Raw genomic sequence first — 26137 nt, forward strand, 5'->3', positions numbered from 1 at the left:
AATTTCTAAGGAAATATATGAAACTATATAAATCTACTTTAATTTTCTCCACTATTATTGCTCTAACGGGTTGCGCTGATTTATTAAATGTAAATAAAGATCCTTTTAATTGGACACCTTATCTGGATATTGACGGTTCTACTCAACATGTTGATTTTTTCCAAAGAGTGATTGCTGAAAAAGATGCAAATAAATTAGAGATAGTTCGTGGGGAAGCAATTCAAAAGATGCAGTTTAGTAATTTAAGTTCTTATAAATCTATAGGTGACTTATATGCTTCAGTTGATGGAGATGGGTATGCGATGGGGACAATTTTTTTAGATGGTAAAAAGTCGTTAAATCCATATTTGAATGATGATATTAATGTTCTATCGAAATCTAAGCAATTTGATTTTTACGAGTTTGGAAAAGGAAGAGTGGGGCATGCTAAGTTCTCAGCCAAGAATCAAATTTGTAAAGATTTTAGAAGTAAGAATGGTGTAGATATTGTTGTTGCAACTAGCTATTATGATAAAAATGATCGTCAAAGTTATTATTCTAGTTTAATTAACGCCAATATTAATAATGAAGAAGTAAGACTTAAAGACTATAAACCTACATTTACATCAACTAATAAGAATACATTAGAAATGATGAAAGAAGATGAAGCTAAATATGGAAATAAAGTTGTCAAAGATAATTTATATGAGAAAGCATCTATTTTAATTAATAAAATTTGTAAATAAGTTTTTAATTAACGACTCTAATTAATCAAACGATGCAATAATTCGCACCCTACCAAAGAGAAAAAATAAATGACACAAAAATTCGAAATGGCAGACCGTTTTAATCCGTCTGCGGTAGAACAAGCCCTTTATCAACATTGGGAAGAGAGCGGTTATTTTAAACCGTCTGAAAATGAAAACGCGCCGAGCTATTGCATTGCAATTCCGCCACCGAACGTAACAGGTTCTTTGCACATGGGGCATGCTTTCCAACAAACCTTAATGGATACCTTAATCCGTTTTAACCGCATGGAAGGGCATAATACCTTATGGCAAGCGGGGACAGACCACGCGGGTATTGCAACCCAAATGGTAGTGGAGCGTAAAATCGCGGCTGAAGAAGGCAAAACTCGCCATGATTACGGTCGTGAAGCGTTCATCAACAAAATTTGGGATTGGAAAGCCTATTCAGGTGGCACAATCAGCCAACAAATGCGCCGTTTAGGTAACTCTATCGACTGGGAACGTGAGCGTTTCACCATGGACGATGGTTTATCGAATGCAGTAAAAGAAGTGTTTGTTCGTTTGCACGAAGAAGGTTTGATTTATCGTGGCAAACGCTTGGTAAACTGGGATCCAAAACTCCACACTGCGATTTCTGATTTAGAAGTGGAAAACAAAGAGAGCAAAGGTTCCCTTTGGCATTTCCGTTATCCGTTAGCTAACGGTGCAAAAACCGCTGATGGTAAAGATTATTTAGTGGTGGCAACCACGCGTCCAGAAACTATGTTGGGCGATACGGCGGTGGCGGTGCATCCAGAAGATGAGCGTTATCAATCTTTAATCGGTAAAACCGTGCTTCTGCCACTGGCTAACCGTGAAATTCCGATTATTGCCGATGAATATGTGGATCGTGAATTTGGTACCGGTGTGGTGAAAATCACTCCTGCGCACGACTTTAACGACTACGAAGTGGGTAAACGTCACAGCTTGCCGATGATCAACGTGTTAACCTTAAACGCAGATATTCGTGATGACGCGGAAATTATCGGTACTGACGGCAAACCACTTGCAGGCTATGAAGCGACGATTCCTGCGGATTACCGTGGCTTAGAACGTTTTGCAGCACGTAAAAAAATCGTGACAGATTTTGAAGCGCTAGGTTTATTAGACGAAATTAAACCACACGATCTTAAAGTGCCTTATGGCGACCGTGGCGGTGTGCCAATTGAGCCTATGCTAACCGACCAATGGTATGTGAGCGTGAAACCGCTTGCTGATGTGGCGATTAAAGCGGTGGAAGATGGCGAAATCCAATTCGTGCCAAAACAATACGAAAACCTTTACTTCTCTTGGATGCGTGATATTCAAGATTGGTGTATCTCTCGCCAACTTTGGTGGGGACACCGTATTCCAGCGTGGTATGACACGGAAGGTAACGTCTATGTAGCGCGCAACGAAGAAGAAGTGCGGTCAAAATACAACTTGGATTCTGCAGTTGAACTGAAACAAGATGAAGACGTATTAGATACTTGGTTCTCATCAGGCTTATGGACATTCTCTACTTTAGGTTGGCCAGAGCAAACCAAAGAACTCAAAATGTTCCACCCGACGGATGTGTTAATCACCGGCTTTGACATCATCTTCTTCTGGGTTGCACGTATGATTATGTTTACGATGCACTTTGTGAAAGATGAAAACGGTAAACCACAAGTGCCATTCAAAACGGTGTACGTAACAGGCTTGATCCGTGATGAGCAAGGCCAGAAAATGTCGAAATCGAAAGGCAACGTACTTGATCCAATCGATATGATTGACGGTATCAGCCTTGAAGATTTACTTGAAAAACGCACTGGCAACATGATGCAACCGCAATTAGCAGAGAAAATTGCTAAAGCAACGCGCAAAGAATTTGCTGAAGGTATTGCGGCTCACGGCACAGACGCATTGCGTTTCACATTAGCGGCATTGGCTTCAAACGGTCGTGATATCAACTGGGATATGAAACGCTTAGAAGGCTATCGTAACTTCTGTAACAAATTGTGGAATGCAAGCCGTTTCGTCTTAACAAATGAAAAATTAGATTTAAGCGAAGGCGAAATCGAATTCTCCGTGGCAGACCGTTGGATTCAATCTGAATTCAATCGCACAGTGGAAACTTTCCGTAATTCATTAAGCCAATATCGTTTCGACCTTTGTGCCAATGCGATTTATGAGTTTACTTGGAACCAATTCTGCGACTGGTATTTAGAATTGACTAAACCAGTATTTGCAAACGGCAACGCAGCACAAATCCGCGCGGCAAGCCAAACCTTGGTTCACGTGTTAGAAAAATTATTGCGCTTAGCGCATCCGCTCATTCCATTTATTACCGAAGAAATTTGGCAAAAAGTGAAAGGGTTTGTGGACATTACTGCAGACAGCATTATGTTACAACCTTTCCCACAAGTGGAAGAAAACGGCTTTGATCCAGAGGCGGAAGCTGAAATTGAGTGGTTAAAAGAAGTGATCGTTGCGGTGCGTAATATTCGTGCAGAAAGCAACATTGCACCAAGTAAAGGTTTAGATCTGTTATTCCGTAATTTAAGCGCAGAAAACGCAAAAATTCTCGAAAAACAGACCGCTATTTTAAAAGCCATGGCGAAGTTAGACAACGTTCAAGTATTAGCCGCAAACGAAACTGCACCACTTGCGGTAGCGAAACTCGTCAGCAATGCGGAATTACTCGTGCCAATGGCTGGCTTTATCAATAAAGAAGCGGAACTTGCGCGTTTAACTAAAGAGATTGAAAAATATCAAAATGAAGTTAAACGTATCGAGAATAAACTCAGCAACGAAGCTTTCGTGGCTAAAGCACCTGAAGCAGTGATTGCGAAAGAACGCGAAAAACAAGCAGAATACCAATCTGGATTGGAAAAAATCCAAGAGCAGTATAAGGCGATTGAGGCACTTTAATTTCAATAATAAAAACGTCGGTTTCTCCGACGTTTTTTCTTTTCAGCAATTAAAAAGTATGGTGAATTTTCATCGCACTTTTTTAACTTATCTTTTTCATCTGCATTTCTAATCCCATTAAAATAGGCTCGACAATTTCATCAGGCAATCCATAGGTATTTATTTCACTGACTCTTGGATATAGTGCACTGATTTCATGCAAAATGTCTTCTACCGTTTCCTTTGCCAAGCCTGCGAGTTTAGCCGTGTTGAAAATGTGGCGGAGTTGTATTTTATCCCATAAATAATGTTTATTTTCTCCGTGCCACGCCATTGCGATTCTGACTTTTTGCTTTTGTAGTCCGTTGTGTTTGATGAGCGGATAGGCAGACATCACGTCATAAAAAGGCGTTAGACGATAGCGATTCTCTTGTTCCAAAAATAAACTGAAATTTTTGCCATGGCCGTCAATGGCACAAAGTAGCCAGAAAACAATTTGTGCTTTAAAAAACTGCTTGCGATCTGCTTGGGCGTTGGATGAACCGTTGAGAAGCGACATAATTTGAAGAATGCTCGGCCCGCCGTCATTTTCATATTTTCGCGCAGGGGCGATGTTGAGTGCTTGGCACATATCTTCCTGCGGCAAACGAATTAACCAACTCCTGTTTTCAGACCAACGGCGATCGAAGCGCTCCACAATCAGCACTTTCATTTCACCAAAATACTGAATTTGATTTCGAGGAACCGGCAAACCAAAGGCTTTCATAATATTTAAGCAAAGCCATTCATTTTCACAGCTGCCGGAAAGATCAAGCTGCCCTTGTGCGACCATACCAATCGGGAGTTTAAAAATATGGCTGGTCGCGGTGGAATGCAAAGGGCGCTGCCATTGATTCTGATAATAAAGCAGCGCTGTTTTTTCCTGAGCGCCGGCTAAAGAAATTCGGAAATCCTCGCGTTCTTCCATACCGAGAGGAAAAGTGCGGTAGTTTTTCAGCACGTTTTCTACCTCTTTGTCATTTAGTGGTTCTGCATAAATTTGACGTACCGAGCGGCTCTGCCCCTGATAAAGCTGAATTGCGCCAATACAATCCTGTCCAATCGCGGAAAGCAAATCAAATGGGGATTTCGTTGAGGTTTGGAAACGTTGTTGAATGCGTGAACGGATCTGTTCATTGTCCGGGAGGAGATTATCGAAGAAATTGTAAACGGAATCTCCTCGATAAATTTTGTGCGACAAGGGCAGTGACAATGAAATAGGGCGTGAGCGAACAGATTCAAGCCATTTTTTCGCATACTGAAATTCGGTTGCTCCACTGGTGAGTTTTCGCCATTCACCGACTAACAAGCCATTCATGGCAACGTTTAGAATCGAGTTACTCATCACCATGCCTCGTCGTCATCGTATGTTGCTGTTGGCTCTTTGATTGAGCGAGCAGTATCAGATGACTTTTTGCGCGGTTGCACAATAAGCTCTAGTTCTAATCCTGCTAGAATTTTAAATAGCGTTTCTAATTTAGTACGCTCTGGCTCATTCTCAAACGCTGAAATTCTGGCTTGGGTCGTTCCGGCGAGTTTAGCAACATCAGTTTGTGACAGATCGCCTTGATAGCGAAATTCACGAATGACATGAGAAAGCATTTTTGCGGTGGTGATAACCATTATGACTCCTCATACGCTATAGCGTATAGAAATTATTTTATACGCTATGAAGTATAAAGTTTATTTTATATCTTGTAAAGTATAATTTATTCTTTATATCCTGTGCGATATAAACTATAAACGATTAAAATTTTCACCGCACTATTATATTTTACAGTGTAATTAAACGATTCAATTAATAGACTTTTTACATTGTTATAGAGATAGCTATTAAACAAAAAGATAAGAGAAATATTGCTTTAGATTAGAAAAATTAGAGAGATTGAGAGGCATAAATTGAAATAAAAAAGTAGGCTCAACGCCTACTTTTCTATTTCTGATTTAATCCTAAAAAATCCCCAACTTCGTGTTCTAGTTGACTCATAGCCAGCAGGGCTTCTTGGGTTTTCTTAGCTTCATCTTCATCAATAACACTCATTGCAAAGCCAACATGAACGAGTACCCATTTGCCAAGTAAATCGGCAGGATCTCCATTGCAGACCAGTGAAATATTCACATCACGTTGTACGCCACATACATCCACGGTGGCAAGTTGAAGAGCGCTTTCGCCAATTTTAACAATTTGGCCTGGAACACCTAAACACATAATACATTCACTCCTATTGAAATTTGTGTCTATTTTACTATCGCGCGGAATAAGTTACGTCGATCTGGATCAAAAGTTGTTGCTTTTGTTGGCATTGATAAAATCATTCTGAGGCAATCTTGTGCGAGTTGAGCCGCTTGAGTATTTGTCATGGCAGGATCAATCGGAGAATGAAGGGAGCAACTAAGATATTGTGGAATATTTTCTAAACTACTCACTGTGAAAGTGAAGGTTTTATAGGGTAGTTGTACTGAAAGTTTATCGCCAATTTCGCGCGGTTCCCATTCTTGATCTTTGCCTGGCAGAATGACAATACTTAACATCCAAGGTGTCACAACTGTACCTATCCATTGGTTTTCAAAAAGTATAAATTTAGGACAATAGCAGTCGATACCTTTTCGATAGAAAGGAAGATTTTTCATTTCTTCTGCAACTTTTCGCATTTCGTTTTGGAAGATTGAAGATGGCTCTTCGGCGAAGCCTTGAATGACACCTTCAAGTGCGGTGGTATTTTCTGGTGTTTTTTCGTGTCGATACATAATTATTAAAATTTATAGCGAGGTAAATTTCAACAATTCACGCATACCATAAGAGCAAATTATGGCGTGCGTGAAATGTATTATTTATCATCTATATTTGAACGTGAAATCCATACTCTTTCAAAACGTTTTCTACTGTTTTAAAAATTTCTGGAAATTGTTTTTGAATTGTTTCACTTAATTCAATCTGCGGCTCAAAAGTTTCTGGTTGAATCCCAATTAAACATAGGTTTTTAGGGAATTCATCCGTTAATTTTAACGCAGAAAGCACATCACAAATACCAAGTTGGTGTGGTGAAATTTTACGCGAGAAAAATACCGGCACTTGCTCATCATGAAGCACAATGATTTCTCCTGGCTGTTTATTGTCAAGTACAGCATCGATGATGATGATATGCTCACGATTTGCCATTTCATCCAGTAATTCCATGCCGCAAGTGCCACCGTCAACCACGTCAAAGTGCGGTAAAATTTCAGAGCGATTTTCTAGGGCTTGGGCGATTCGTACGCCCACGCCTTCATCGCCGAGTAAAATATTACCAACGCCTAAGATTAATGGCTTCATTAGAGCACCTTCACTTGTGTGACTTCACTATTTTCTGTGTTCACAACATGCACTGCGCATGACATACAAGGGTCGAAAGAGTGGATGGTGCGTACAACTTCTAATGGTTTTGTTGGATCTGCTACAGGTGTACCGATGATGGAAAGCTCATAAGGCCCCATTTCATCATTTTGGTTACGAGGGCCTGCATTCCAAGTCGATGGTACAACGGCTTGATAGTTTTCAATTTTGCCATTTTTAACAACAACCCAGTGAGAGAGCATGCCACGAGGCACTTCACCAAAACCAACACCTTTAAACTCACCAGTTTGTGGAATGTCTGTTTTGAGATAAGCAACAGTATCACCAGTGCCAATATTATCAACAAGTAGTTTCCATTGTTGTTCAAGAATATTATTTAGCACGCAACAATGTACGGTACGAGCAATAATACGCCCTAAGGTTGAATGTAAATGGTTAACAGATAAGGTATTGCCGCTTAGTTTTTCATACAATCCTTTAATATGGTTAAAGTGATGTAATGTATCTTTATTTTCGTTTGCTAAGTTACACATTAAATAGGCAAGAGGGCCTACCTCAACAACTTTTCCGTAGAAACTTGGCGCTTTAACCCATGAATATTTACCTTCATCTTGCCAGCCGGTATATTTCGGACGTGTTAAACCAGCCCAAGGTTCAAGCGGTTCATCGTCTTCATACCAAGCATGTTTACCACTTTCTTTAATGCCTTTTACAACAAATTCATCTTTTTGTTGGGTAATTGGACGGAAGGTCGACATATCGAAGTTTTCAATATAGCCACCCGTTAAAGCAAATTTAGAATTATCACCATCAATTGGATATTCAGGTACAGAAAGGTAGTTTCCTGATGTTTTACCAAGATTGAGCCATTCTGGGTAATAAGCCGCAATGATAGCTGCATCAACACGATAAACTTGGGTAACAAAGTCATTTAAATGATCAATACAGGATTTTACAAACATTAAACGTTCTAAGTTTAATACTGATTGAGAGTCTAAGTTGATTGGGTTTGCCACACCACCAATTGCTAAGTTTTGAATGTGCGGTGTTTTCCCGCCGAGTAATGCCACAATACGGTTACAATCACGCTGACATTCAAGTGCTTGTAAATAGTGAGCCACCGCAATTAAGTTTACTTCTGGCGGTAATTTCATGGCAGGGTGACCGAAATAACCATTGGCAAAAATACCAAGCTGACCGCTTTCAACTAAAGATTTAATTTTATTTTGTACATTGCGGAATTCATTTGCACTGTTTAGCCCCCATGTTGAAACACCTTTAAGCATTTCAGCGGCTTTATCGGGATCAGCGTTCAATGCTGCAGTGATATCCACCCAGTCCATCGCAGAAAGTTGATAAAAATGAACGATATGGTCGTGCATGCTATGAGCAGAAAGAATCATATTGCGGATATATTGTGCATTTACTGGCACTTTGGCACCGAGAGCATCTTCCACTGCACGCACACTTATAATGGCGTGAACGGTTGTACAAACGCCACAAATACGTTGCATAATCATCCAAGCATCACGCGGATCTGAACCTTTTACGATATTTTCCATACCACGCCACATTGTGCCTGATGACCAAGCGTTTGTTACTACGCCATTTTCAATTTCACAATCGATACGCAAATGGCCTTCAATGCGTGTGATAGGGTCGATTGAGATACGTTTTTTTTCAGTCATTATTCTGCTCCGCTCATTTTTTTACTGAATTGTGCTTTTTCGGCAATAATTTGTTCCGAGTCTTCATGATGTTTTTCTTTCAAAACAGGTAAGACAGGGAATAGACGAATAATTAAAATATAGGCGCAAATTTCGATGGAAACGAAACCAATAGAAATTAGCAATTCTTCTGCTGATGGGAAGTAACGATAGCCATTACCTGGATCGTACATAATCATTGAATAATTTAAACGCCATAGGGCTGCGCCGAGTAACATGCTCAAGGCTGAAATAAATAGCCAACGAGAATCAGATTTTTTCTCACCAAGGAATAAAGTGAGTAATGGTAATGTCATTAGCCATACTTCCATCCAAAACATCCAAGCTTCAAATTTACCAAGTTTATCGAATCCGAATACATAATGGAGTTTGTCATGATAAATTAATTCGCCAAAGCGTACCGCAAGGAAAAGTGCGATTAATCCAGCGGTCACTTTTGCAAGCTGGGTAAAGAGTGAACGTTCATCTGGTGTTTTTCCTGCCAAACCTGCACGCACTAAAGAACCTTCAAAAATGACGATAGAAAAGCCCATAATAAATGCAGTGAGCAATGATAAGATTGGTAATGCTTCATAGCTTTGCCATACTTGATGAACTTTATGACCAGCGGCGATCATTAATGATCCCATAGATGATTGGTGCATCATCGGCAATAGTGCGCCAAGTGCGATGACAAAGAACATAATTTTGTTGAGCTTATTGAACCATTTTTTCAATCCTAAGAACCCTAGCCAAACTGGCGCAAATTCAAGGGTGACGACAATGATGTAAATCGTCATACAAAATGCTGTTTCAAATAACACTGAGTTTGTATTGAATTGACCAGGAATGTAGAAGTAAGGCAAGTGCCAGTAACGTCCCATATCAATGGTGATGGAAAGACCACCTAATGAATAGCCGAATAAGCTGGCAAGCAATGCAGGACGTACAAGAGGGTGATATTTCCCTTTGTTGAAAATATATACTGTCCAAGCTAATGCCCAACCACCACAGGCAAAACCTGTACCTACAAGTAAGTCAAAGGAAATCCATAAGCCCCAAGGATAACCGCCGTTAAGTGCGGTGACGGAACCGATACCTAAGAACAAACGTTTGATAATTAATAAGATACAAATTACAGCCAAAGGTGCAAAAAAGAGAATACTGGCGGAAACTAATCGGCCACCCACCGGACGTGGATTACTCATGATGTTCATCCTCCGCTTCTTCCATTTCTTTACGTGCTTGGCGCATCGCTTCTTTTTGCGCTTCAATTCGTTCACGAATCTTATCGCCGTGCATATTCTTATAAGTCATCATTGTTAAACCGGCTAATGCCACCAGTGGCAATGCTAAACCGCGATACAAGAAGTGTTGTAAATGTGCTGCGCGTGCACCTGTAGCAATATCATCTAACTCAGGGAAACCTAAATTTTCTTGCGGAACCGCACTTAACACTAAAACTTGTGTTCCGCCACCTTCTTTTTCACCGTAAATACGATATTGATAGGCTGGCACAGTTGCGCGATAAGTGTCTTTACTGTTTACGTGTTGGCGAGGATAGTTATATTCAGTGCCACGTAATAAACTTAAACGACGTTTTGCTTCTGCTAAAAGTTCTTCACGGGTACCAAAAATAATTGCCCCAGTTGGGCAAACATGACAACAACCTGGTAATTCACCTTTATCTAAGCGTTCCACACCTTTTTGGTTGCAAAGTTCACATTTGCTGATTTGACCAAATGGATTGTCATAATCGTATTTTGGCACGTCAAACGGACAGCCCACCATGCAATAACGGCAACCAGTACAAATATCAGGATCGTATTTAACAATACCTGTTTTAGGATCTTTGGTTAAAGCCTGTACTGGACAAACAGAAACGCAGTTTGGATCAACACAGTGCATGCATTGTTTTTTAACATAAGCATAACCGTTTTCTGTTTTATCTTTATTTTTTCCGTCGCCATCGCTCCATACTTGAATCACATTGCGTGTGAACGGAGTGAGTTTGTCGTTATTTGCCCAAGTTTGCTCACCTTTTGGATTGAGAGGTGTTTTGTTCACTTGCTGACATTCTGCAACACAAGCCTGACAGCCAACGCAAAGTGTGGAGTCATAAAGCATCCCAAGTGCGCCAGGAATTGGCGGAAGATTTTCCACCGCTTCCGCTTTTGCAACGGGCAGACCTGATGTGACTGTTCCCAGCAGACCTGCTTTTAGGAAATTTCGTCTATCCATCTTTAATGTCCTTGATCTTGATTGGCTTGTTTGTCTGTGGCTTTATTCGCTTTATGTTGTTTGCTTAATTCTTTTAATGTCACAACGCTGACGCCCGCTAAAATGGCTGCAGCACCGCCTAATAGACCAATCGCCGTCATTGAGGCACCTTTGCCTTCAACATTGTTCACGTCTGGTTTTTCCACCCGTGGCGTTGGGTTTTCGACGTTCGCTAATTGGAAAATGCCTTTAGTAAAGCCGATTCCTTGGTCGTTACAGCCATAGCAAGGATGTCCGATACCCACTGGCCAGTTATTACCGCCAACATCACAGAATTCTAGTGTAGAGCAGTTGCCGTAAGTTTCGGGCCCTTTACAACCTAAATGATATAAACACCAGCCATGGCGATGACCATAATCGCCAAATTCTTTTGCAAAACGGCCTGCATCAAAGTGCGGTCGGCGATAACAGTTTTCATGGATTAGACGATCATAAGCAAACAATGGACGATTTAATTTATCCATTGCTGGTAATTTTTTATAAGTGATGATATAGGCAACGGTTGCCAAGAAATTATGTGGGTTAGGAGGGCAGCCAGGAATGTTAATAATTGGTGTGCCTTTTGGTAAAACTTCAGAAAGACTAACCGCACCTGTTGGGTTGCCACCGCAAGATGGAATACCGCCCCAAGATGAGCATGATCCAATTGCAATAATGGCTGCGGCACCTTTTGCTGCTTCACGAATATGTTCCACAATTGGTTTGCCTGCCACCATGCAGTACACGCCGCCATCTTTAATTGGAATGGAACCATCCACTACAAGCACATATTTGCCGTAATAATTATGGATCGCATTATGTTTATTTTCTTCCGCTTGTTCACCAAATGCGGCAGAAAGTACCTCATGATATTCGAGGGAAATTAAATCTAGCACGAGATTTTCAACAGTTGGGTGGGTTGCACGCAGTAAAGATTCGGTACAGCCAGTACATTCTTGCGCACCAATCCAAAGCACTGGTGGACGTGCTGGACTGGTCATTGCCGCCGTCATTTCTGCGCCAGCTTTAGAATTTAACCCCATCGTAGCCGCAAGTGCGGTACATAATTTCATAAAATCTCGGCGAGAAACATCTGCCAACGCAGAAAAAACGCCATCCGGATTATTCATAGTATCACTCCAAAAAGACACACATTTATTGTGGAAATTGGCCAATCATAAATGTTTTCTTCAAAAAAAATTTGATCATAATCATGAAATGAAGAATTTATAGCAAAAATATGTCCAAATTGTGAAAGGAATGTTATTGTATTTGAGAGTAGTTCTTATTTGATTGAAAAAGAACAAAAATAAAGGCTGTAGAACACAGCCTTAGATTGGATTAAGAACAAATTTTTTCAAAAACTAACCGCACTTTTTCTTGATCTTTTACGCCCGCAGCACTTTCTACGCCAGAATTAAGATCCAAGCCTAAGCAATTTTGTTGAATGGCTTGTTCCACATTATTTGGTGAGATGCCTCCGGCTAAAATAATCTTATGTTTAAGATTTTCAGGAATTAATGACCAATCAAAAGTTTTTCCTGTGCCACCTTGTTGGTTCGATGTTTGGCTATCAAAAATATAACGATCCACATTCAAATCATCGGTAAAATCGACCGCACTTTGGGATTCGATATTGACTGAAATCGCTTTCCAAATTAGTGTACTTTCGGGGAGTTGCTGGCGAAGTGCGGTAATAAATGCTTCAGTTTCTACACCATGTAATTGCACTGCATAAAGCTGTAACTGGTTGGCTATTTTTACGATGAAATCAATGTCTTGATTCTGAAAAACACCAACAAATCGAAGTGGAGCAGCGGTTACTAATTCTTGCGCTTGGCGTAAACTCATACAACGTTTTGAATGTTCGGCGAAGATTAATCCGCCGTAGAGTGCGCCGTTTTCGTAAACGATTTTGACATCTTGCGCACGCGTTAAACCGCATACTTTATTTTCTCCAAAAATCACCGAGCGAACCGCATTATTCAAATCTTGGTTGCCCATTAAGCTACTCCCAATTAAGAAACCATGCGCCACCTTTTGTAATTGACGAATTTGCTTGTGATTGTAAATGCCTGATTCGCTAATAATACGTACATCAGCAGGAATACGATCGGCGTATTTTTCAGTGAGTTCAACAACACGATTTAAATCCACAGTTAAATCGTGCAAGTTACGATTATTAACACCAATAATTTTGGCACCAAGCGCAAGGGCTCGTTCAAATTCTTCTTCATTACTGGTTTCTGTCAGTACGCCCATGCCAAGAGAATGCGCAAGATCTGCCAGCACACGATAAGTCTCATCGTTTACCACAGAAAGCATTAATAAAACCGCATCCGCTTGATAGTAGCGAGCAAGGTAAACTTGATATTCGCTAATCATAAAATCTTTGCAAAGCACAGGTTGGCTCACGATATCGCGAACTAACGGCAAAAACTCAAAATTGCCTTGGAAGTATTTTTCGTCAGTTAGCACAGATACAGCAGAGGCATAATGTTTATAGACATTGGCGATATCTTCTAAATTAAATTCAGCACGAATTAATCCTTTGGAAGGGGAGGCTTTTTTACATTCCAAAATGTAAGCGGGCTTTTGATGCGTACCTTTTGTTAACGCATCATAAAAAGAGCGGTCAGATTTTTGAATGTTTTCTTTAAATTGTGAAAGCGGAAGTTCAGTTTCCTTTGCTTTAACCCATTGCGCTTTATCAAGCACAATTTTTTGTAGCACCGTAGCGGAATCAATGGGTTTAGTAAAATCTTGAGTGATCATCATTTTTCTTCTTATTGTGGCGTATCAAATTAGCTTTTTATTAATATGTGGTTAATTTCTGTAATGTTTCAAAGGCTTTACCTGATGCGAGATGAGTTAGTACATTTTGCACATTTTGTTTTAAATCATCGTAACCGAATAATTTCAATAATAATGCCGTATTTGCCGCCACAGCATTTGCATGTTCAGCTTTGCCTTTGCCTTGTAAAAGTGCGGTGAGCATTTGAGCATTTTCTTGTGGTTCACCACCGCGAAGGCTTTCGAGGGATTGCGTTTTTAAGCCAAAATCTTCAGGTGTTAAAGTGAAATATTCAATTTTGCCATTTTTAATTTCTGCCACTTGCGTTTCACCGTGCAATGCGACTTCATCTAAGCCATAACCATGAACAACAAAGGAATGTTGATGTTCCAAGGCAACGGCGGTTTCAGCATAGGTTTTTACTAATTCAGGCGCATATACGCCAAGTAAATGATAAGTTGGACGAGCCGGATTGATAAGTGGCCCTAAAATATTAAAGATAGTGCGCGTTTTTAAAGCGGCGCGGACTGGCGCAACATGGCGGAAACCAGAATGATATTGTTGAGCAAATAAAAAGCAGACACCAATTTCATCTAATGCTTGTCGAGCTTGCGCTGGTGTGACATTCACATTCACGCCAAGTGCGGTTAACACATCGCTAGCACCTGATTTACTCGACACGCTACGATTGCCATGTTTTGCCACTTTTGCTCCCATTGATGCTGCAATAATCGCACTAGCAGTGGAAATATTAATAGTGTTTTGTCCATCACCACCTGTTCCCACAATATCCGCAAAAGGATAATCTGGACGTGGAAATGCTTTGGCATTTTGTAATGAGGCGGCAACCGCACCCGTAATTTCCTCAGTATTTGCTCCCCGCACTTTTAAAGCGATAAGCATTGCAGCAATTTGTTCATTGGAAAGTTCACCTTGGATGACGGCATTAAAAAGTGCGGTGCTTTCTGAGGTTGAAAGTGAATGCCCGCTATAAAGTTGTTCTAATAATTGATTGTGTTGCATAGTCTATTCCTGTTTTTCTTTGTATGTGGATTTGTTAATTTTCTATATTTTATTAAACATAAATATCGTAATCTAAATCGCGCGCCTCATCGCCAGTCATTCCGCGGAAACCCCAGCAATGCGCCGGCTGTTCTTTAATCGTAATTTCCACATCGTGAGCACGGATGCCGAGTTTGTACTCTAATTCACTAAACAGCATTTTTATCAAGCGTTTTTTCGTGCCTTCCATACGACCAGCCATCAGGTTGATTTCGATGACCGTGTAATCATCGCTACGATCAAAAGGGTAGTAAAAATCTTCTTTTTCTAAACACAAAAAGCGAATCGCGTGTTTACCTTTCGGAATATCTAAGCCGAGATAGAGACTGTTATAAATGACTTCTGCCAGTTGTTCACGACGTGGTGCGAGTTTGGATTTAAGTCCGAATACGGTGATCATTTTTTCTCCTTTAAAGTGCGGTTAAAAATCACCGCACTTTTTGATGTCTTATCTATTTAACAACCATTCAATTGATTGTTGTAATAATTGCGAACCTTGCACAGTTAAAATACTTTCAGGGTGAAATTGGAATGCGCAAATGGGTAAATCGCGATGACGAATTGCCATGATAATGCCATTATATTCCGCATTGACGATAAATTCTTTTGGTAAATTTTGTCCCATTAAAGAATGATAACGCGCAACAGGCATTGGATTAGTAAGATCTTTAAACATGGCTTCGTTATCATGGGTGATACGAGAAACTTTACCATGCAACACTTCGCCAGCGAGAACAACCTTCCCGCCAAAGGCTTGAATCAACGCTTGATGCCCTAAACAAATTCCAATAATCGGCACTTGATTTTTTAAGCGTTCGATTAATGGCAGTAAAATCCCTGCTTCTGCTGGTGTTCCTGGCCCTGGAGAAAGTGCAAGAATGGTATCAGGTGTATTGAGTGCGGTTTCTACCAGTTTTTCTAAATCGCAGTCATTGCGGTAAATTGTGACGTTGTGACCCAATACACGAAATTGATCCACAAGATTGTAAGTGAAGGAATCGAAGTTATCTAAAAATAAAATATGAGCCATAATAATTCTTCCTTATTTTGCTTGTGTATTAACTTGACGAATTGCTTTTAAGACAGCCGCAGCTTTGTGGCGTGTCTCATCAGCTTCCATTTGTGGATCAGAATCCAACACTTCACCGCAACCTGCTTGTACATGGGCTATTCCATTTTGTACGAAGGCAGAACGAATCACGATACAGGTATCAAAATGTCCATCAGACGTGAGATAACCCACCGCACCACCGTAACTATGGCGTTTTTGTTGCTCAAATTGATAAATAAGCTGCATTGCTTTGATTTTTGGCGCACCAGTTAAGGTGCCCATATTCATACAGGCTTGATAGGCGTGAAGTGCATCTAACTCAGGGCGTAATTTACCCACTACTCGAGAGACCAAATGCATGATGTGAGAATAGCGATCCACCTGCATTAATTCAGCTACTTTACGAGTACCGCTTTGGCAAACTCGAGCAATGTCGTTACGCGCTAAATCAACCAACATTAAATGTTCCGCTTGTTCTTTGTGATCAAGGCGAAGTTCTAGTTCTAAACGTGCATCCAATTCAGGATCGACATTGCCGTGAGCATCAAAACCACGAGGGCGTGAACCTGCGATTGGGTAAATTTCTAACTGACGATTTTCAGGTTCATATTTCAGTGCACTTTCTGGCGATGCACCAAATAAAATAAAGTCTTCATCATGCATATAGAACATATAAGGGCTTGGATTATTTTGTTTGAGTTGAGCGTAACTGGCTAATGTATTTGGGCAAGCTAGGGAGAAACGGCGAGAGGGCACAATTTGGAAGACATCACCAATGTTAATATGGTGTTTTAATGCTTTCACAATGCTGGTAAATTCAGGATCTTCAAAGTTTGTTTTAACTTCATCACTTGCCGCTTTAATAGAAAGAAGGTTATCAATATTTTTTAGTTTTTGTGCGATAGAAAGTGAAGTTTTCGCAATATTAACTTGTTCTTCTTGAGCAAAACAGAAACTTTTTAGTGTTGCTTGTTGATTTTGATGGTCGATAGTAATGAGGTGTTCGGCAAGATAGAAACTGTAATCAGGGCAGTAGATACTATCATGTTGCAATGTAATGCCATCCATTGGAATAAAATTTGCGACGAGATCGTAAGCAAATAATCCGCCTAAGAAAATAGGTGTTTGGCTATGTTGATAAAGACTAGAAATAATACGCAGTCCATCAAAAATAGTGGCAGACTGTAATTTGCTATCTTCATCGAGTTGATTATCAAGTGGCGAAAATTGTACAGAAAATTCATCATCAAAATTGACCGCACTTACTTTTCCAAGTGCGGTTAATTTTGGATGAATTTCTTTTAAAACTTGTTTTCCATTCTTATTTAAAGCTTTAAATGTGACGTTGTGACCTAAACAGGTTATCTTAACTGCAGCATTAACTAAAATAAGACTTTGTAAACTATTTTTACTCCCGATTTCGGCAGAGTCGAGTAGAAGAGAATTTGAATTAGGCTGGCAAAGTGTATTAAAAATAGCAGTAGTGTCAGCATAATAAGGAACGGGTTGAGCTGTCACCGCAATAAAGGCTTGAGTTTGCATATTGATATCCTTTAGAAAATTTTTGTACTATTAAACTAGTGCATAAGAAATAAGTCAAGCCTGAATTAACATTTTTTATGTTTTTTAATGAAAAACGTTTATTTTTATTCCTTTGCCCAAGGGCGACCTTCGTAATATTCAATATTTTGCTGATTAATCAGCTTTAATATACTGGCAGAAATATGATCATTTATTTCATCTGATAGTGTTAATTGAGGGAAGAAACGACGAACTGCTATAATTTTATTAAAATCGACAGTGTATTTTACGGTATATTTTCCAGAGGTTTGTCCCATTAAACCCAAATCTTTTAAAGCAGACAAAAATCCTCGATCACCGATAGATGGAGTATGCCAACCATGTGCAGCTTTCTGCGCTATTTCGCGAGGCACGGCATAACAATTGGTATCGATATGAGCATTGATTCCGTTAAAATTAAAATGTATTTGTTGCTGAATATCTTCTATTTTAACATCTACGAAAATATCGCTTTTTGTAGTCCAATTTCCGAGTGATTCAAAATCATCATGACAGATAAATTGATGATTTGAATCGTAAAAAGAACGTAAGGAATAAGCAAAATCAGCACCTTGTTCAATCACTTTTACTAAACTTTCTACGTGATCTTCTCGTAGCTGATTGTCATCATCTAAATAACAAATAATGTCTTCTTCTACAAGAAAAGCCGCTGCTGCGTTAATGGCTCCGTTAAGTATTCCATTTTTTCCAGTATTCATGGGCAAGTAAATTGGAATCACATCGGGGAATTGTTCTAATATAGATTTAGCCTTATTCCAGAAAATATCACCATCGACAAATACATAATGCTTACATGGATAAGTTTGATTTTGTACGCTTTTAATAGCCAAAGCTAATTCTGGACGACCAATTGTTGAAGTCACTACCGCAACTGTTTTACCATCTGGTTGGTTCATCAGTATAGATCCCTTTCATTTTTACAATAACCTTTGATTAACACAAATATACGTTTAATTTTTTTGATCTTAAATGTATGCAACGATAAACATAAAGTGAGCGGATAATAGCACTTATGAGATTTTTTTCACTTTATTTTTGTAAACTCAATTTAAAATAAAAAAACCAAGTTCTTAGAAAAGTAGAACTTGGTTCTTAAATACATCTAACTTTGTTAAGTTAGATAGATTGCAGGTTAGTTTTCGTTAGAGTTGAAATTTACCCATTAAGCATGGCAAGTTTGGCAAGCTGCTTGGAACATCCATACCAATTTTTCTTGTTCTTTAATGTAGTCACTCATTTGCGATGCAGTACCTTCGTCATCAGCATCACCTGCAAGAGCAAGAATTTCACGTTGTTGTTCAAGTAATGTTTTTAAACCTTGTAATGTGCCTGATAAACATTCTTGTGCGCCGCTTACTGCGATATCTTCTTTAATACGAGATACTTTTAAGTATTGGCTATATGCGTTATCTGGTGTGTAACCTAAAGTTAAAATACGTTCTGCAACTTCATCAACTTTGGTGATTAAATCTGTGTAGATTTCTTCAAATTTTGCGTGTAATGCAAAGAAATTCACACCTTTAATGTTCCAGTGGTAACCACGTACATTAGTATAGAATACTTGGTAGGTTGCAAGTAATTCGTTAAGTTTATTGGCTAATTCTGCTGATTGAACTTTGTCTAATCCGATAGATGTTTTTGACATAATAATTTCCTTTTTCTAGTTAAATAATTGAGCTAATGCCCTGCCTTTGATATGGGTATTATACGTTTCTAGAATTTGCTGTGAAATTGTTCTATTCAATAAAATTGATAGCCTTTGACTATATGTTAATAAATTGTAATAATTTTAATCTATCAAAATAAGTGATCAGGATCACAGTTATAAGGAATACTTTGGTAAAGGGTCGCAGCTGACAGTAAATTTTGCTTTAATAAGTATAGTTATAATTTTTAATATTTTAAGGATGTCTTATGCAAGAACTTATTAAGCACGCATTGCCACAATATGATGCACTCAATCAAGCTATTGTTGATGAAATTCGTTTGCAAAATTGGGCTGGCTTTTTAAATCATTCCCAAGTGGATCAGCTTTGTCGTGATTTTGAACTTACGCCATTAAAATTAGCTATGCATTTGTTACCAATTGCGGCGAGTTATAGCCATACCGCTATTTCTCATTTTAATGTGGGGACCATCGCTATTGGTGAACGAGGTGATTTTTATTTTGGTGCGAATCAAGAATTTTCTAATTCAGCCATTCAGCAAACGATTCATGCAGAGCAAAGTGCTATTTCTCATGCATGGTTGCGTAATGAACGTCGTATTTCAGAAATGGTGGTTAATTACACGCCGTGCGGGCATTGTCGTCAATTTATGAATGAATTGCATGGAGCTGAAAAAATTTCAATTCATTTACCACATAGCCAAAATAATCCGTTACATTCTTATTTACCAGATGCTTTTGGTCCAAAAGATCTCGATATTGCGGCGCATCTTTTAGCGGAAGAAAATCATGATTTAGTGGCTGATCACCAAGATGATTTGGTTAATCAAGCTATTTTGGCGGCAAATCAATCTCATTGTCCTTATTCAAATAGCCCGCATGGCATTGCGATTTTATTTAAAAATGGTGATGTAGTGACAGGACGTTATGCAGAAAACGCCGCATTTAATCCGAGTTTGCCAGCGTTGCAAACTGCACTTAATTTTGCGTATTTAAATGATAAAAAATTGACTAATATTGAGCGAGTTGTGATGGCTGAAAAAGCATTAAAACTAAGCCATAAAACGATGGCTGAAGCGCTGCTCTCTACATTAACATCAGTGAAATTAGAGTATCATTCATTGTAAGTATGAAAGATTCTTGATGGAAAATAAAAAAGGGAATAATTTCCCTTTTTTATTTGTTCGCTAAAATTACCGCTCTTTTCGGTGCTTGATAACCTTCAATGGTTTTACTGTGATCATTTGGATCTAAGAAATCAATCAGGCTTTCATTTTCCAACCAATCAGTTTTACGCTGTTCCTCTAATGTGGTTATTGCTACATCCACACAACGTACGTTGGTAAAGCCAACTTTTTCTAGCCAATTGATTAGTGCCGCGACAGAGGGGATAAAATAAACATTTTTCATTTTTGCATAGCGATCTGCCGGTACGAGCACGGTATTTACATCGCCATCTACCACTAAGGTTTCTAATACCAATTCGCCACCTTTTACCAATTGATTTTTCAACTGGCTTAAATGATCTAATGGGGATTTACGATGATAGAGTACGCCCATTGAAAATACAGTGTCAAATGCCGCTAATGGCTGCATTTGCTCAATACCAAGTGGGATAAGATTTGCTCGACGATCATTATTAAGTAGCTTGCGTACTGCTTCAAATTGGCAAAGGAAAAGCTCGGTAGGATCAATCCCGACGACCATTTTTGCGCCTTCGCCTACCATTCTCCACATATGATAACCGCTGCCACAACCCACATCTAAAATAGTGCGACCTTGCAATGGCGATAAGTGAGGAAGAACACGATTCCATTTAAAATCTGAACGCCATTCACAATCAATATGAATGCCAAAAAGATGATAAGGCCCTTTTCGCCACGGCATTAATTGCTTTAAATGATGGATAATTCGTTGTTTTTCTCCTGTTGAAAGGGGAAAAGTGCGGTCAGATTTTACCGCACTTTTTAGATCGATTTTGTCAGCTTGTAAATCAGGCAAAAAATCAACAATTTTGCTCCATTTAGCATAATCAGCATGAGTTTGATTTTCCCACTCTTTTAATTGGCGCGGTAAGGTTTCTAACCAGTCTGATAAATTTGTGGTCGCAATTTGTTGATAAAAAGGGCGAAAGTCGATCATTTTGCTTCCTTATAAGCCTTTTCTGCTTTATCAAAGGTATTAAGAATATCTTGTTCTGGTTTGTTGGAAAGCAATGAAATAACAATAATTGCTAGGCTGGCGAAAGCAAAGCCCGGAATCATTTCATATACTTTAAACCAATCGGTATCAGCTGGAATAACTTCTTTCCACGCAAATACTGTCACTGCACCTACCAGCATACCTGCCATTGCGCCCGATGATGTCATTCGTTTCCAGAAAAGAGAGAAAAGTACAACAGGACCAAACGCACTACCAAATCCCGCCCAAGCGAATTCTACAAGTTTTAATACTTTGCTGTTTTCATCTTGTGCGATCCAGATAGCAAGTGCTGCAATAACTAATACCATAATTCTTCCAAGCCATACGAGCTCTTTTTCTGATGCGTTAGGGCGAATAAAACCTTTGTAGAAATCTTCTGTGATTGAGCTAGAAGAAATTAACAATTGCGCACTTAATGTACTCATTACTGCAGCTAAAATAGCTGAAAGTAATATGCCTGCGATCCAAGGATTAAACAAAAGTTTAGCGAGTTCAATAAAGACTTGTTCCGGTTCATTATTGACTGTGCCTGCAATGTTTGGATTAGCAAAGAAATAAGGAATCGCGAAGAAGCCAATACCGATTGCTCCACCTAAGCAAAGCACCATCCATGTCATACTAATGCGACGAGCTTTGATCAATGATTTAACAGAATAAGCCGCCATAAAACGCGCTAAAATATGTGGCTGTCCAAAATATCCCAATCCCCAAGCGGCAAGGCTTAATAGACCAAGTGGCGTAGTGGTGGCAGTAAATAAATCTGTAAAATCTTTATTGGCAGCCGCTTCAGCTTGCGCTAATACCGAGGAAAATTGAGCGGTATCGCCAATGCTTAATAACACAAAAATAGGCGTTAAGAGCAGCGCAAAAATCATAAGGGTTGCTTGAATGGTATCTGTCCAACTTACTGCTAAAAAACCACCAATAAAAGTGTAGAGAATAGTGGCTAATGCTCCATACCAAAGTGCGGTGGAATATTCGACCGAAAATAAATTTTGGAATAATTTTGCACCTGCAACTACACCCGAAGCACAATAAATAGTAAAAAACACTAAAATAATGGTGGCAGAAACAAGTTTTAATAATTTGTGTGATGAACCAAAACGATTGTGAAAATATTCTGGGAGGGTGAGGGCATTATTATTTAATTCTGTATAAACACGCAAACGACCAGCCACTAAAAGCCAGTTAAAATAAGCCCCGATAGTTAAACCAATAGCAATCCAGCCTTCAACTAAGCCTGATAAATATACCGCACCAGGCAAGCCCATTAAAAGCCAACCAGACATATCTGAAGCACCAGCAGACATTGCGGTGACAAAGCTTCCTAAACGACGTCCACCGAGAATGTAATCTGATAAATTATTCGTGTAATAATAGGCGAGTACGCCAATCAGTAACATCCCGAAAATATAAATAGTAAAAGTAACAAGAGTTGGGTCGAATCCAAACATTTAAAAAGTCCAAAATGGGTTAAAAATTTTAGAAAGGGTGCATTTTACCTTATTTCGGGCTATTATTCTATTTAGACTGAATATTTGATGAAATTTAAGAAATTAGGAATATAAAATGGATGCTGTAGAGTTATTGATGAACGTAACTCCTAACGAAACACGCATTGCGCTAGTAGAAACAGGAATGTTGCGCGAAGTGCACATTGAACGCCAAGCCAAACGAGGAATTGTTGGAAATATTTATAAAGGTCGTGTCACTCGAGTGCTGCCTGGAATGCAGTCGGCTTTTGTTGATATTGGTTTAGAAAAAGCGGCTTTTTTACATGCTGCTGATATTGTATCCCACACAGAATGTGTAGATGAAAGTGAACAAAAGCAATTTAAAGTTAAGAGCATTTCAGAATTAGTACGCGAAGGGCAGGATATTGTTGTACAAGTGGTAAAAGATCCCCTTGGTACAAAAGGCGCACGTTTAACAACAGACATCACATTGCCATCGCGTCATCTTGTTTTTATGCCAGAAAATAGCCACGTAGGCGTTTCACAACGTATTGAAAGCGAAGAAGAACGTGCCCGTTTAAAAGCATTAGTTGAACCTTTTTGTGATGAACTCGGCGGTTTTATTATTCGTACCGCTACAGAAGGGGCAAGCGAAGAAGAATTACGTCAGGATGCTGAATTTTTAAAACGCTTATGGCGGAAAGTTTTAGAACGTAAATCTAAGTATCCAACCAAATCAAAAATCTACGGTGAGCCAGCGCTTCCACAACGTATTTTGCGTGATTTTATTGGTACGAACTTAGAAAAAATTCGTATCGACTCTAAACTTTGCTTTGGTGAAGTGAAAGAGTTTACCGATGAATTTATGCCTGAACTAAGCGATAAACTCGTTCTTTATTCTGGTAATCAACCTATCTTTGATGTGTATGGGGTTGAAAATGCGATCCAAACAGCGCTAGATAAACGTGTTAATCTCAAATCGGGTGGTTATTTAATTATCGAGCAAACAGAAGCCATGACCACCATTGATATTAATACAGGCGCATTTGTGGGACATCGTAATCTAGAAGAAACTATCTTCAATACTAATATTGAAGCAACTAAAGCTATTGCTCAGCAACTACAACTACGTAATCTTGGTGGCATAATCATTATTGATTTTATTGATATGCAAACAGATGAACATCGCAATCGAGTGTTGGAATCTTTATGTGATGCTCTTTCTAAAGATCGTGTGAAAACTAATGTGAATGGCTTTACGCAATTAGGCCTTGTGGAAATGACTCGTAAGAGAACCCGTGAAAGTTTAGAGCATGTGCTATGTGATGAATGCCCAACTTGCCATGGACGTGGCCGGGTGAAAACGGTCGAGACAGTTTGCTACGAAATTATGCGTGAAATTATTCGGGTTTATCATTTATTCAGTAGCGAACAATTTGTTGTTTATGCCTCGCCAGCGGTTTCCGAATATCTTATTAATGAAGAATCTCACGGCTTACTGCCAGAAGTGGAAATGTTTATTGGTAAACGAGTGAAGGTGAAAACAGAACAGTTTTATAACCAAGAACAGTTTGATGTGGTGGTGATGTAAACCCTGTTTCAATAAAGTGCGGTGAAAAATTTTTGAGATTTTCACCGCACTTTTATATAACCAAGAATTGAGGAAATAACGATGCAAGATCAACAAATCGATCAGCTTTTCAATAATCTTAAACAAGATAAAACGCAAATGGTGTTGGCAGAACAAGCCGAAAATGCACTTTTTACGAATGATGAAGCGAAGAAAAATACCTTTCAAACTATTAATGCATTCTTAGATGATTATCTGATTAATGGTCGTCATCAGCCGATTGAACAATGGCTGAAGTTCCGTTTTGATCAATATCCAGATATTTGGGAAAACGAGCAAGAAAAAATAGAGACAGCTAACACAATTATCCATACGATTGAACGTTTAACTGTCAATCAGGTGGAGTTAGAGAAACATCTCAATAAACGTAAAACTATTGAAAATTTTTATCAAAATAAAATTGATATTTTAGCTGAAGAATATCAACTTAATTCAACTGAACTTGCTCAAGAAGTAGATAATGCATTATCTGATGCTAATCGCAATTACTTTGGCTTTTTGACTGGGCAAGAAATATCCTTACCTATGGAGGATGAAGCACTTAATCAGAAAACGATTAAACGAGCTAAATTAAATGCTCAATTAAATTTGATGGGCTGGGGATTAAAAAGTGTAGGTTCACGTTTAGTAAATTCTTTTTTAGGCAAGAAAAATTTGTCTCACGGAGAAGAATTACAAAAAATTATTCGTAGTGCTGTGGATACTGCTGAAAATAAAGGTGTACAAATTGCTGTTTCGGGCGGCGTGGTGGTTTCTGCTAAAAAAGGTTGGATTAAAGATGCTTTTGCAGGCTTAGATAAACTGGAAAAAGTTGTAGGCAAAGCAGGGAGTGTGTTAAGTCGCGTGCAAGATTTAACTTTGAGTGTTGCTAATGGTTGGGATGACATTCGCTTATTTGATCGGGTTGAGCGAGGCGTACTAAAGGCAGCGGATGTAGCAGCAGAGAAAGCAAAATTTGTTGTTGCTCAAACGATTACTAATTTAGAACAGAAAGCCGACCTTTTCTTGCGTAAAAATGGAGCAAAATTAGGTTCTAAGATAGGAGCTACAGTCGGTTCATTAGCTGGTCCTGTTGGTACGACTATCGGTAGCGTAGTTGGCGGTTTTCTTGGTGAAAAAGCAGGCGGATGGTTAAGTGAGAAAGTCGTAAAACCTGTGGCAGAAACAGCCAAGAAAGTAGCGGATAAAGTGATTGATACAGTGAAAGATACAGCAAAATCATTTGTTTCTTCGGTTTCTAGTGCAGCCGAAAGCGTAGTTAGTTCTATCGTAAGTGGAATCAGAAGTTTACTCAGTTGGTAATTTTCTTTAGAGTGAAAAATATGAAAAAACAAAATCTAACACAACAAATTATTGATTATATACAAGCAGGATACACCGCCTTTTATTTAAAAACGACTGAATTAGCTCGTATCGATAAATTAACGAGTGAAGTCGCTGAACAGCTTAATTTTAATGTTATCGAATATAATTTAGCTTATGGAAGAGTAAAATTTGAAAACAAAGAAATTATTGATGACAGTCTAACGAGTTTTGAGAAGATTTTTAATCATCTTCGCCATGAAGATTTAGAAAATAACTTAATTTTAATTAAGGGGCTGTACTAGATAACTAGATCTAAATCCCCTTAACTAATTGTTTTAAAATGGAAATTTGAGATTTTATTTCACTGTTGTTAAAACGCCATTCACATTCCTTTAAATATAGCTCAAAATGCTCTT

24 protein-coding genes and 1 pseudogene are annotated in these 26137 nt (G+C 38.9%); 6 read left to right on the forward strand and 19 right to left on the reverse strand.

All coding sequences use genetic code 11. The features are described 5' to 3' along the window. Positions 1–17 precede the first annotated feature (17 nt). Both DV434_RS07810 and valS read left to right on the forward strand, forming a co-directional pair. A complete protein-coding gene (locus DV434_RS07810; RefSeq protein ID WP_118784737.1) occupies positions 18–725 on the forward strand; it encodes a DUF8095 domain-containing protein in 708 nt (235 codons plus the stop codon). A gap of 69 nt (positions 726–794) precedes the next feature. Further along, positions 795–3659, forward strand: a complete 2865-nt coding sequence (gene valS / locus DV434_RS07815; protein ID WP_118784736.1) for a valine--tRNA ligase — start codon at positions 795–797, stop codon at positions 3657–3659. 82 nt (positions 3660–3741) lie between these two features. Here the strand turns inward: valS and DV434_RS07820 are convergent, their stop codons facing one another. The 16 genes from DV434_RS07820 to DV434_RS07895 all read right to left on the reverse strand — a co-directional run bounded on the left by DV434_RS07820 (position 3742) and on the right by DV434_RS07895 (position 19109). Then, the gene (locus DV434_RS07820) at positions 3742–5022 is read right to left on the reverse strand and encodes a type II toxin-antitoxin system HipA family toxin (protein WP_118784735.1); all 1281 of its coding nucleotides are present in this window, start codon (positions 5020–5022) and stop codon (positions 3742–3744) included. Then, on the reverse strand, positions 5022–5300 hold the full coding sequence (locus DV434_RS07825; RefSeq protein ID WP_012771639.1) for a helix-turn-helix domain-containing protein: 279 nt from the start codon (positions 5298–5300) through the stop codon (positions 5022–5024). The genes DV434_RS07820 and DV434_RS07825 overlap by 1 nt, the downstream gene beginning before the upstream one ends. Positions 5301–5610: 310 nt before the next feature. Next, positions 5611–5886, reverse strand: a complete 276-nt coding sequence (gene hybG, locus DV434_RS07830; RefSeq protein ID WP_118776010.1) for a hydrogenase maturation factor HybG — start codon at positions 5884–5886, stop codon at positions 5611–5613. A gap of 29 nt (positions 5887–5915) precedes the next feature. Beyond that, a complete protein-coding gene (gene hybE, locus DV434_RS07835; protein ID WP_118784734.1) occupies positions 5916–6425 on the reverse strand; it encodes a hydrogenase-2 assembly chaperone in 510 nt (169 codons plus the stop codon). Positions 6426–6516: 91 nt separating this feature from the next. Continuing rightward, complete coding sequence (locus DV434_RS07840) at positions 6517–6990, reverse strand: HyaD/HybD family hydrogenase maturation endopeptidase (RefSeq protein WP_118784733.1); 474 nt, start codon at positions 6988–6990, stop codon at positions 6517–6519. Continuing rightward, positions 6990–8699 (reverse strand): hydrogenase 2 large subunit, encoded by a 1710-nt coding sequence (gene hybC / locus DV434_RS07845; RefSeq protein WP_118784732.1) that lies wholly within the window; start codon positions 8697–8699, stop codon positions 6990–6992. The genes DV434_RS07840 and hybC overlap by 1 nt, the downstream gene beginning before the upstream one ends. Further along, complete coding sequence (gene hybB, locus DV434_RS07850) at positions 8699–9925, reverse strand: Ni/Fe-hydrogenase cytochrome b subunit (RefSeq protein ID WP_118776006.1); 1227 nt, start codon at positions 9923–9925, stop codon at positions 8699–8701. Before hybB ends, hybC begins: the two co-directional genes overlap by 1 nt. Then, positions 9918–10958: a hydrogenase 2 operon protein HybA gene (hybA, locus tag DV434_RS07855; RefSeq protein ID WP_118784731.1), complete on the reverse strand. Its 1041-nt coding sequence runs from the start codon at positions 10956–10958 to the stop codon at positions 9918–9920. The genes hybB and hybA overlap by 8 nt, the downstream gene beginning before the upstream one ends. Positions 10959–10960: 2 nt before the next feature. After that, a complete protein-coding gene (hybO, locus tag DV434_RS07860) occupies positions 10961–12106 on the reverse strand; it encodes a hydrogenase 2 small subunit (RefSeq protein ID WP_118784730.1) in 1146 nt (381 codons plus the stop codon). Between the two features lie 211 nt (positions 12107–12317). After that, positions 12318–13751, reverse strand: coding sequence for a bifunctional indole-3-glycerol-phosphate synthase TrpC/phosphoribosylanthranilate isomerase TrpF (trpCF, locus tag DV434_RS07865; RefSeq protein WP_192881452.1), 1434 nt, complete (start codon positions 13749–13751; stop codon positions 12318–12320). 40 nt (positions 13752–13791) lie between these two features. Then, complete coding sequence (gene trpD / locus DV434_RS07870; RefSeq protein WP_118784728.1) at positions 13792–14793, reverse strand: anthranilate phosphoribosyltransferase; 1002 nt, start codon at positions 14791–14793, stop codon at positions 13792–13794. A gap of 52 nt (positions 14794–14845) precedes the next feature. Next, a complete protein-coding gene (locus tag DV434_RS07875) occupies positions 14846–15232 on the reverse strand; it encodes a tautomerase family protein (protein WP_005636019.1) in 387 nt (128 codons plus the stop codon). Positions 15233–15280: 48 nt separating this feature from the next. Then, complete coding sequence (locus DV434_RS07880; RefSeq protein ID WP_118784727.1) at positions 15281–15862, reverse strand: aminodeoxychorismate/anthranilate synthase component II; 582 nt, start codon at positions 15860–15862, stop codon at positions 15281–15283. A gap of 12 nt (positions 15863–15874) precedes the next feature. Then, positions 15875–17425, reverse strand: coding sequence for an anthranilate synthase component I (gene trpE / locus DV434_RS07885; RefSeq protein ID WP_192881444.1), 1551 nt, complete (start codon positions 17423–17425; stop codon positions 15875–15877). Positions 17426–17529: 104 nt separating this feature from the next. Beyond that, positions 17530–18294 carry a glycosyltransferase gene (locus DV434_RS07890; RefSeq protein WP_192881451.1) on the reverse strand — a complete coding sequence of 255 codons (765 nt, stop codon included), beginning with the start codon at positions 18292–18294 and terminating at the stop codon, positions 17530–17532. A 332-nt stretch (positions 18295–18626) separates the two neighbouring features. Next, on the reverse strand, positions 18627–19109 hold the full coding sequence (locus DV434_RS07895; RefSeq protein WP_005641835.1) for a Dps family protein: 483 nt from the start codon (positions 19107–19109) through the stop codon (positions 18627–18629). A gap of 269 nt (positions 19110–19378) precedes the next feature. Here DV434_RS07895 and cdd point away from each other — a divergent pair, with 269 nt between their 5' ends. Beyond that, the gene (cdd, locus tag DV434_RS07900) at positions 19379–20257 is read left to right on the forward strand and encodes a cytidine deaminase (protein WP_118784724.1); all 879 of its coding nucleotides are present in this window, start codon (positions 19379–19381) and stop codon (positions 20255–20257) included. A gap of 49 nt (positions 20258–20306) precedes the next feature. On the opposite strand, the gene cmoB is transcribed toward cdd, so the two are convergent. Further along, complete coding sequence (gene cmoB, locus DV434_RS07905) at positions 20307–21272, reverse strand: tRNA 5-methoxyuridine(34)/uridine 5-oxyacetic acid(34) synthase CmoB (RefSeq protein WP_118784723.1); 966 nt, start codon at positions 21270–21272, stop codon at positions 20307–20309. Continuing rightward, positions 21269–22786 carry a sodium/proline symporter PutP gene (gene putP / locus DV434_RS07910; protein WP_118784722.1) on the reverse strand — a complete coding sequence of 506 codons (1518 nt, stop codon included), beginning with the start codon at positions 22784–22786 and terminating at the stop codon, positions 21269–21271. Before putP ends, cmoB begins: the two co-directional genes overlap by 4 nt. 115 nt (positions 22787–22901) lie before the next feature. Between putP and rng the strand changes: the two genes are divergently transcribed. The 3 genes from rng (at position 22902) to DV434_RS07925 (ending at position 26023) form a co-directional block, all read left to right on the forward strand. Continuing rightward, complete coding sequence (gene rng, locus DV434_RS07915; protein WP_118784721.1) at positions 22902–24377, forward strand: ribonuclease G; 1476 nt, start codon at positions 22902–22904, stop codon at positions 24375–24377. A gap of 81 nt (positions 24378–24458) precedes the next feature. Beyond that, positions 24459–25718 carry a glycine zipper domain-containing protein gene (locus DV434_RS07920; RefSeq protein ID WP_118784720.1) on the forward strand — a complete coding sequence of 420 codons (1260 nt, stop codon included), beginning with the start codon at positions 24459–24461 and terminating at the stop codon, positions 25716–25718. Positions 25719–25738: 20 nt separating this feature from the next. After that, positions 25739–26023 (forward strand): hypothetical protein, encoded by a 285-nt coding sequence (locus tag DV434_RS07925; protein ID WP_239992744.1) that lies wholly within the window; start codon positions 25739–25741, stop codon positions 26021–26023. A gap of 10 nt (positions 26024–26033) precedes the next feature. Here the strand turns inward: DV434_RS07925 and DV434_RS07930 are convergent. After that, positions 26034–26137, reverse strand: a pseudogene (locus DV434_RS07930) (IS1595 family transposase); the annotation flags it as partial.

It is taken from the genome of Haemophilus haemolyticus, from assembly GCF_003493685.1.
Taxonomy (GTDB): Bacteria; Pseudomonadota; Gammaproteobacteria; order Enterobacterales; family Pasteurellaceae; genus Haemophilus; species Haemophilus haemolyticus_O.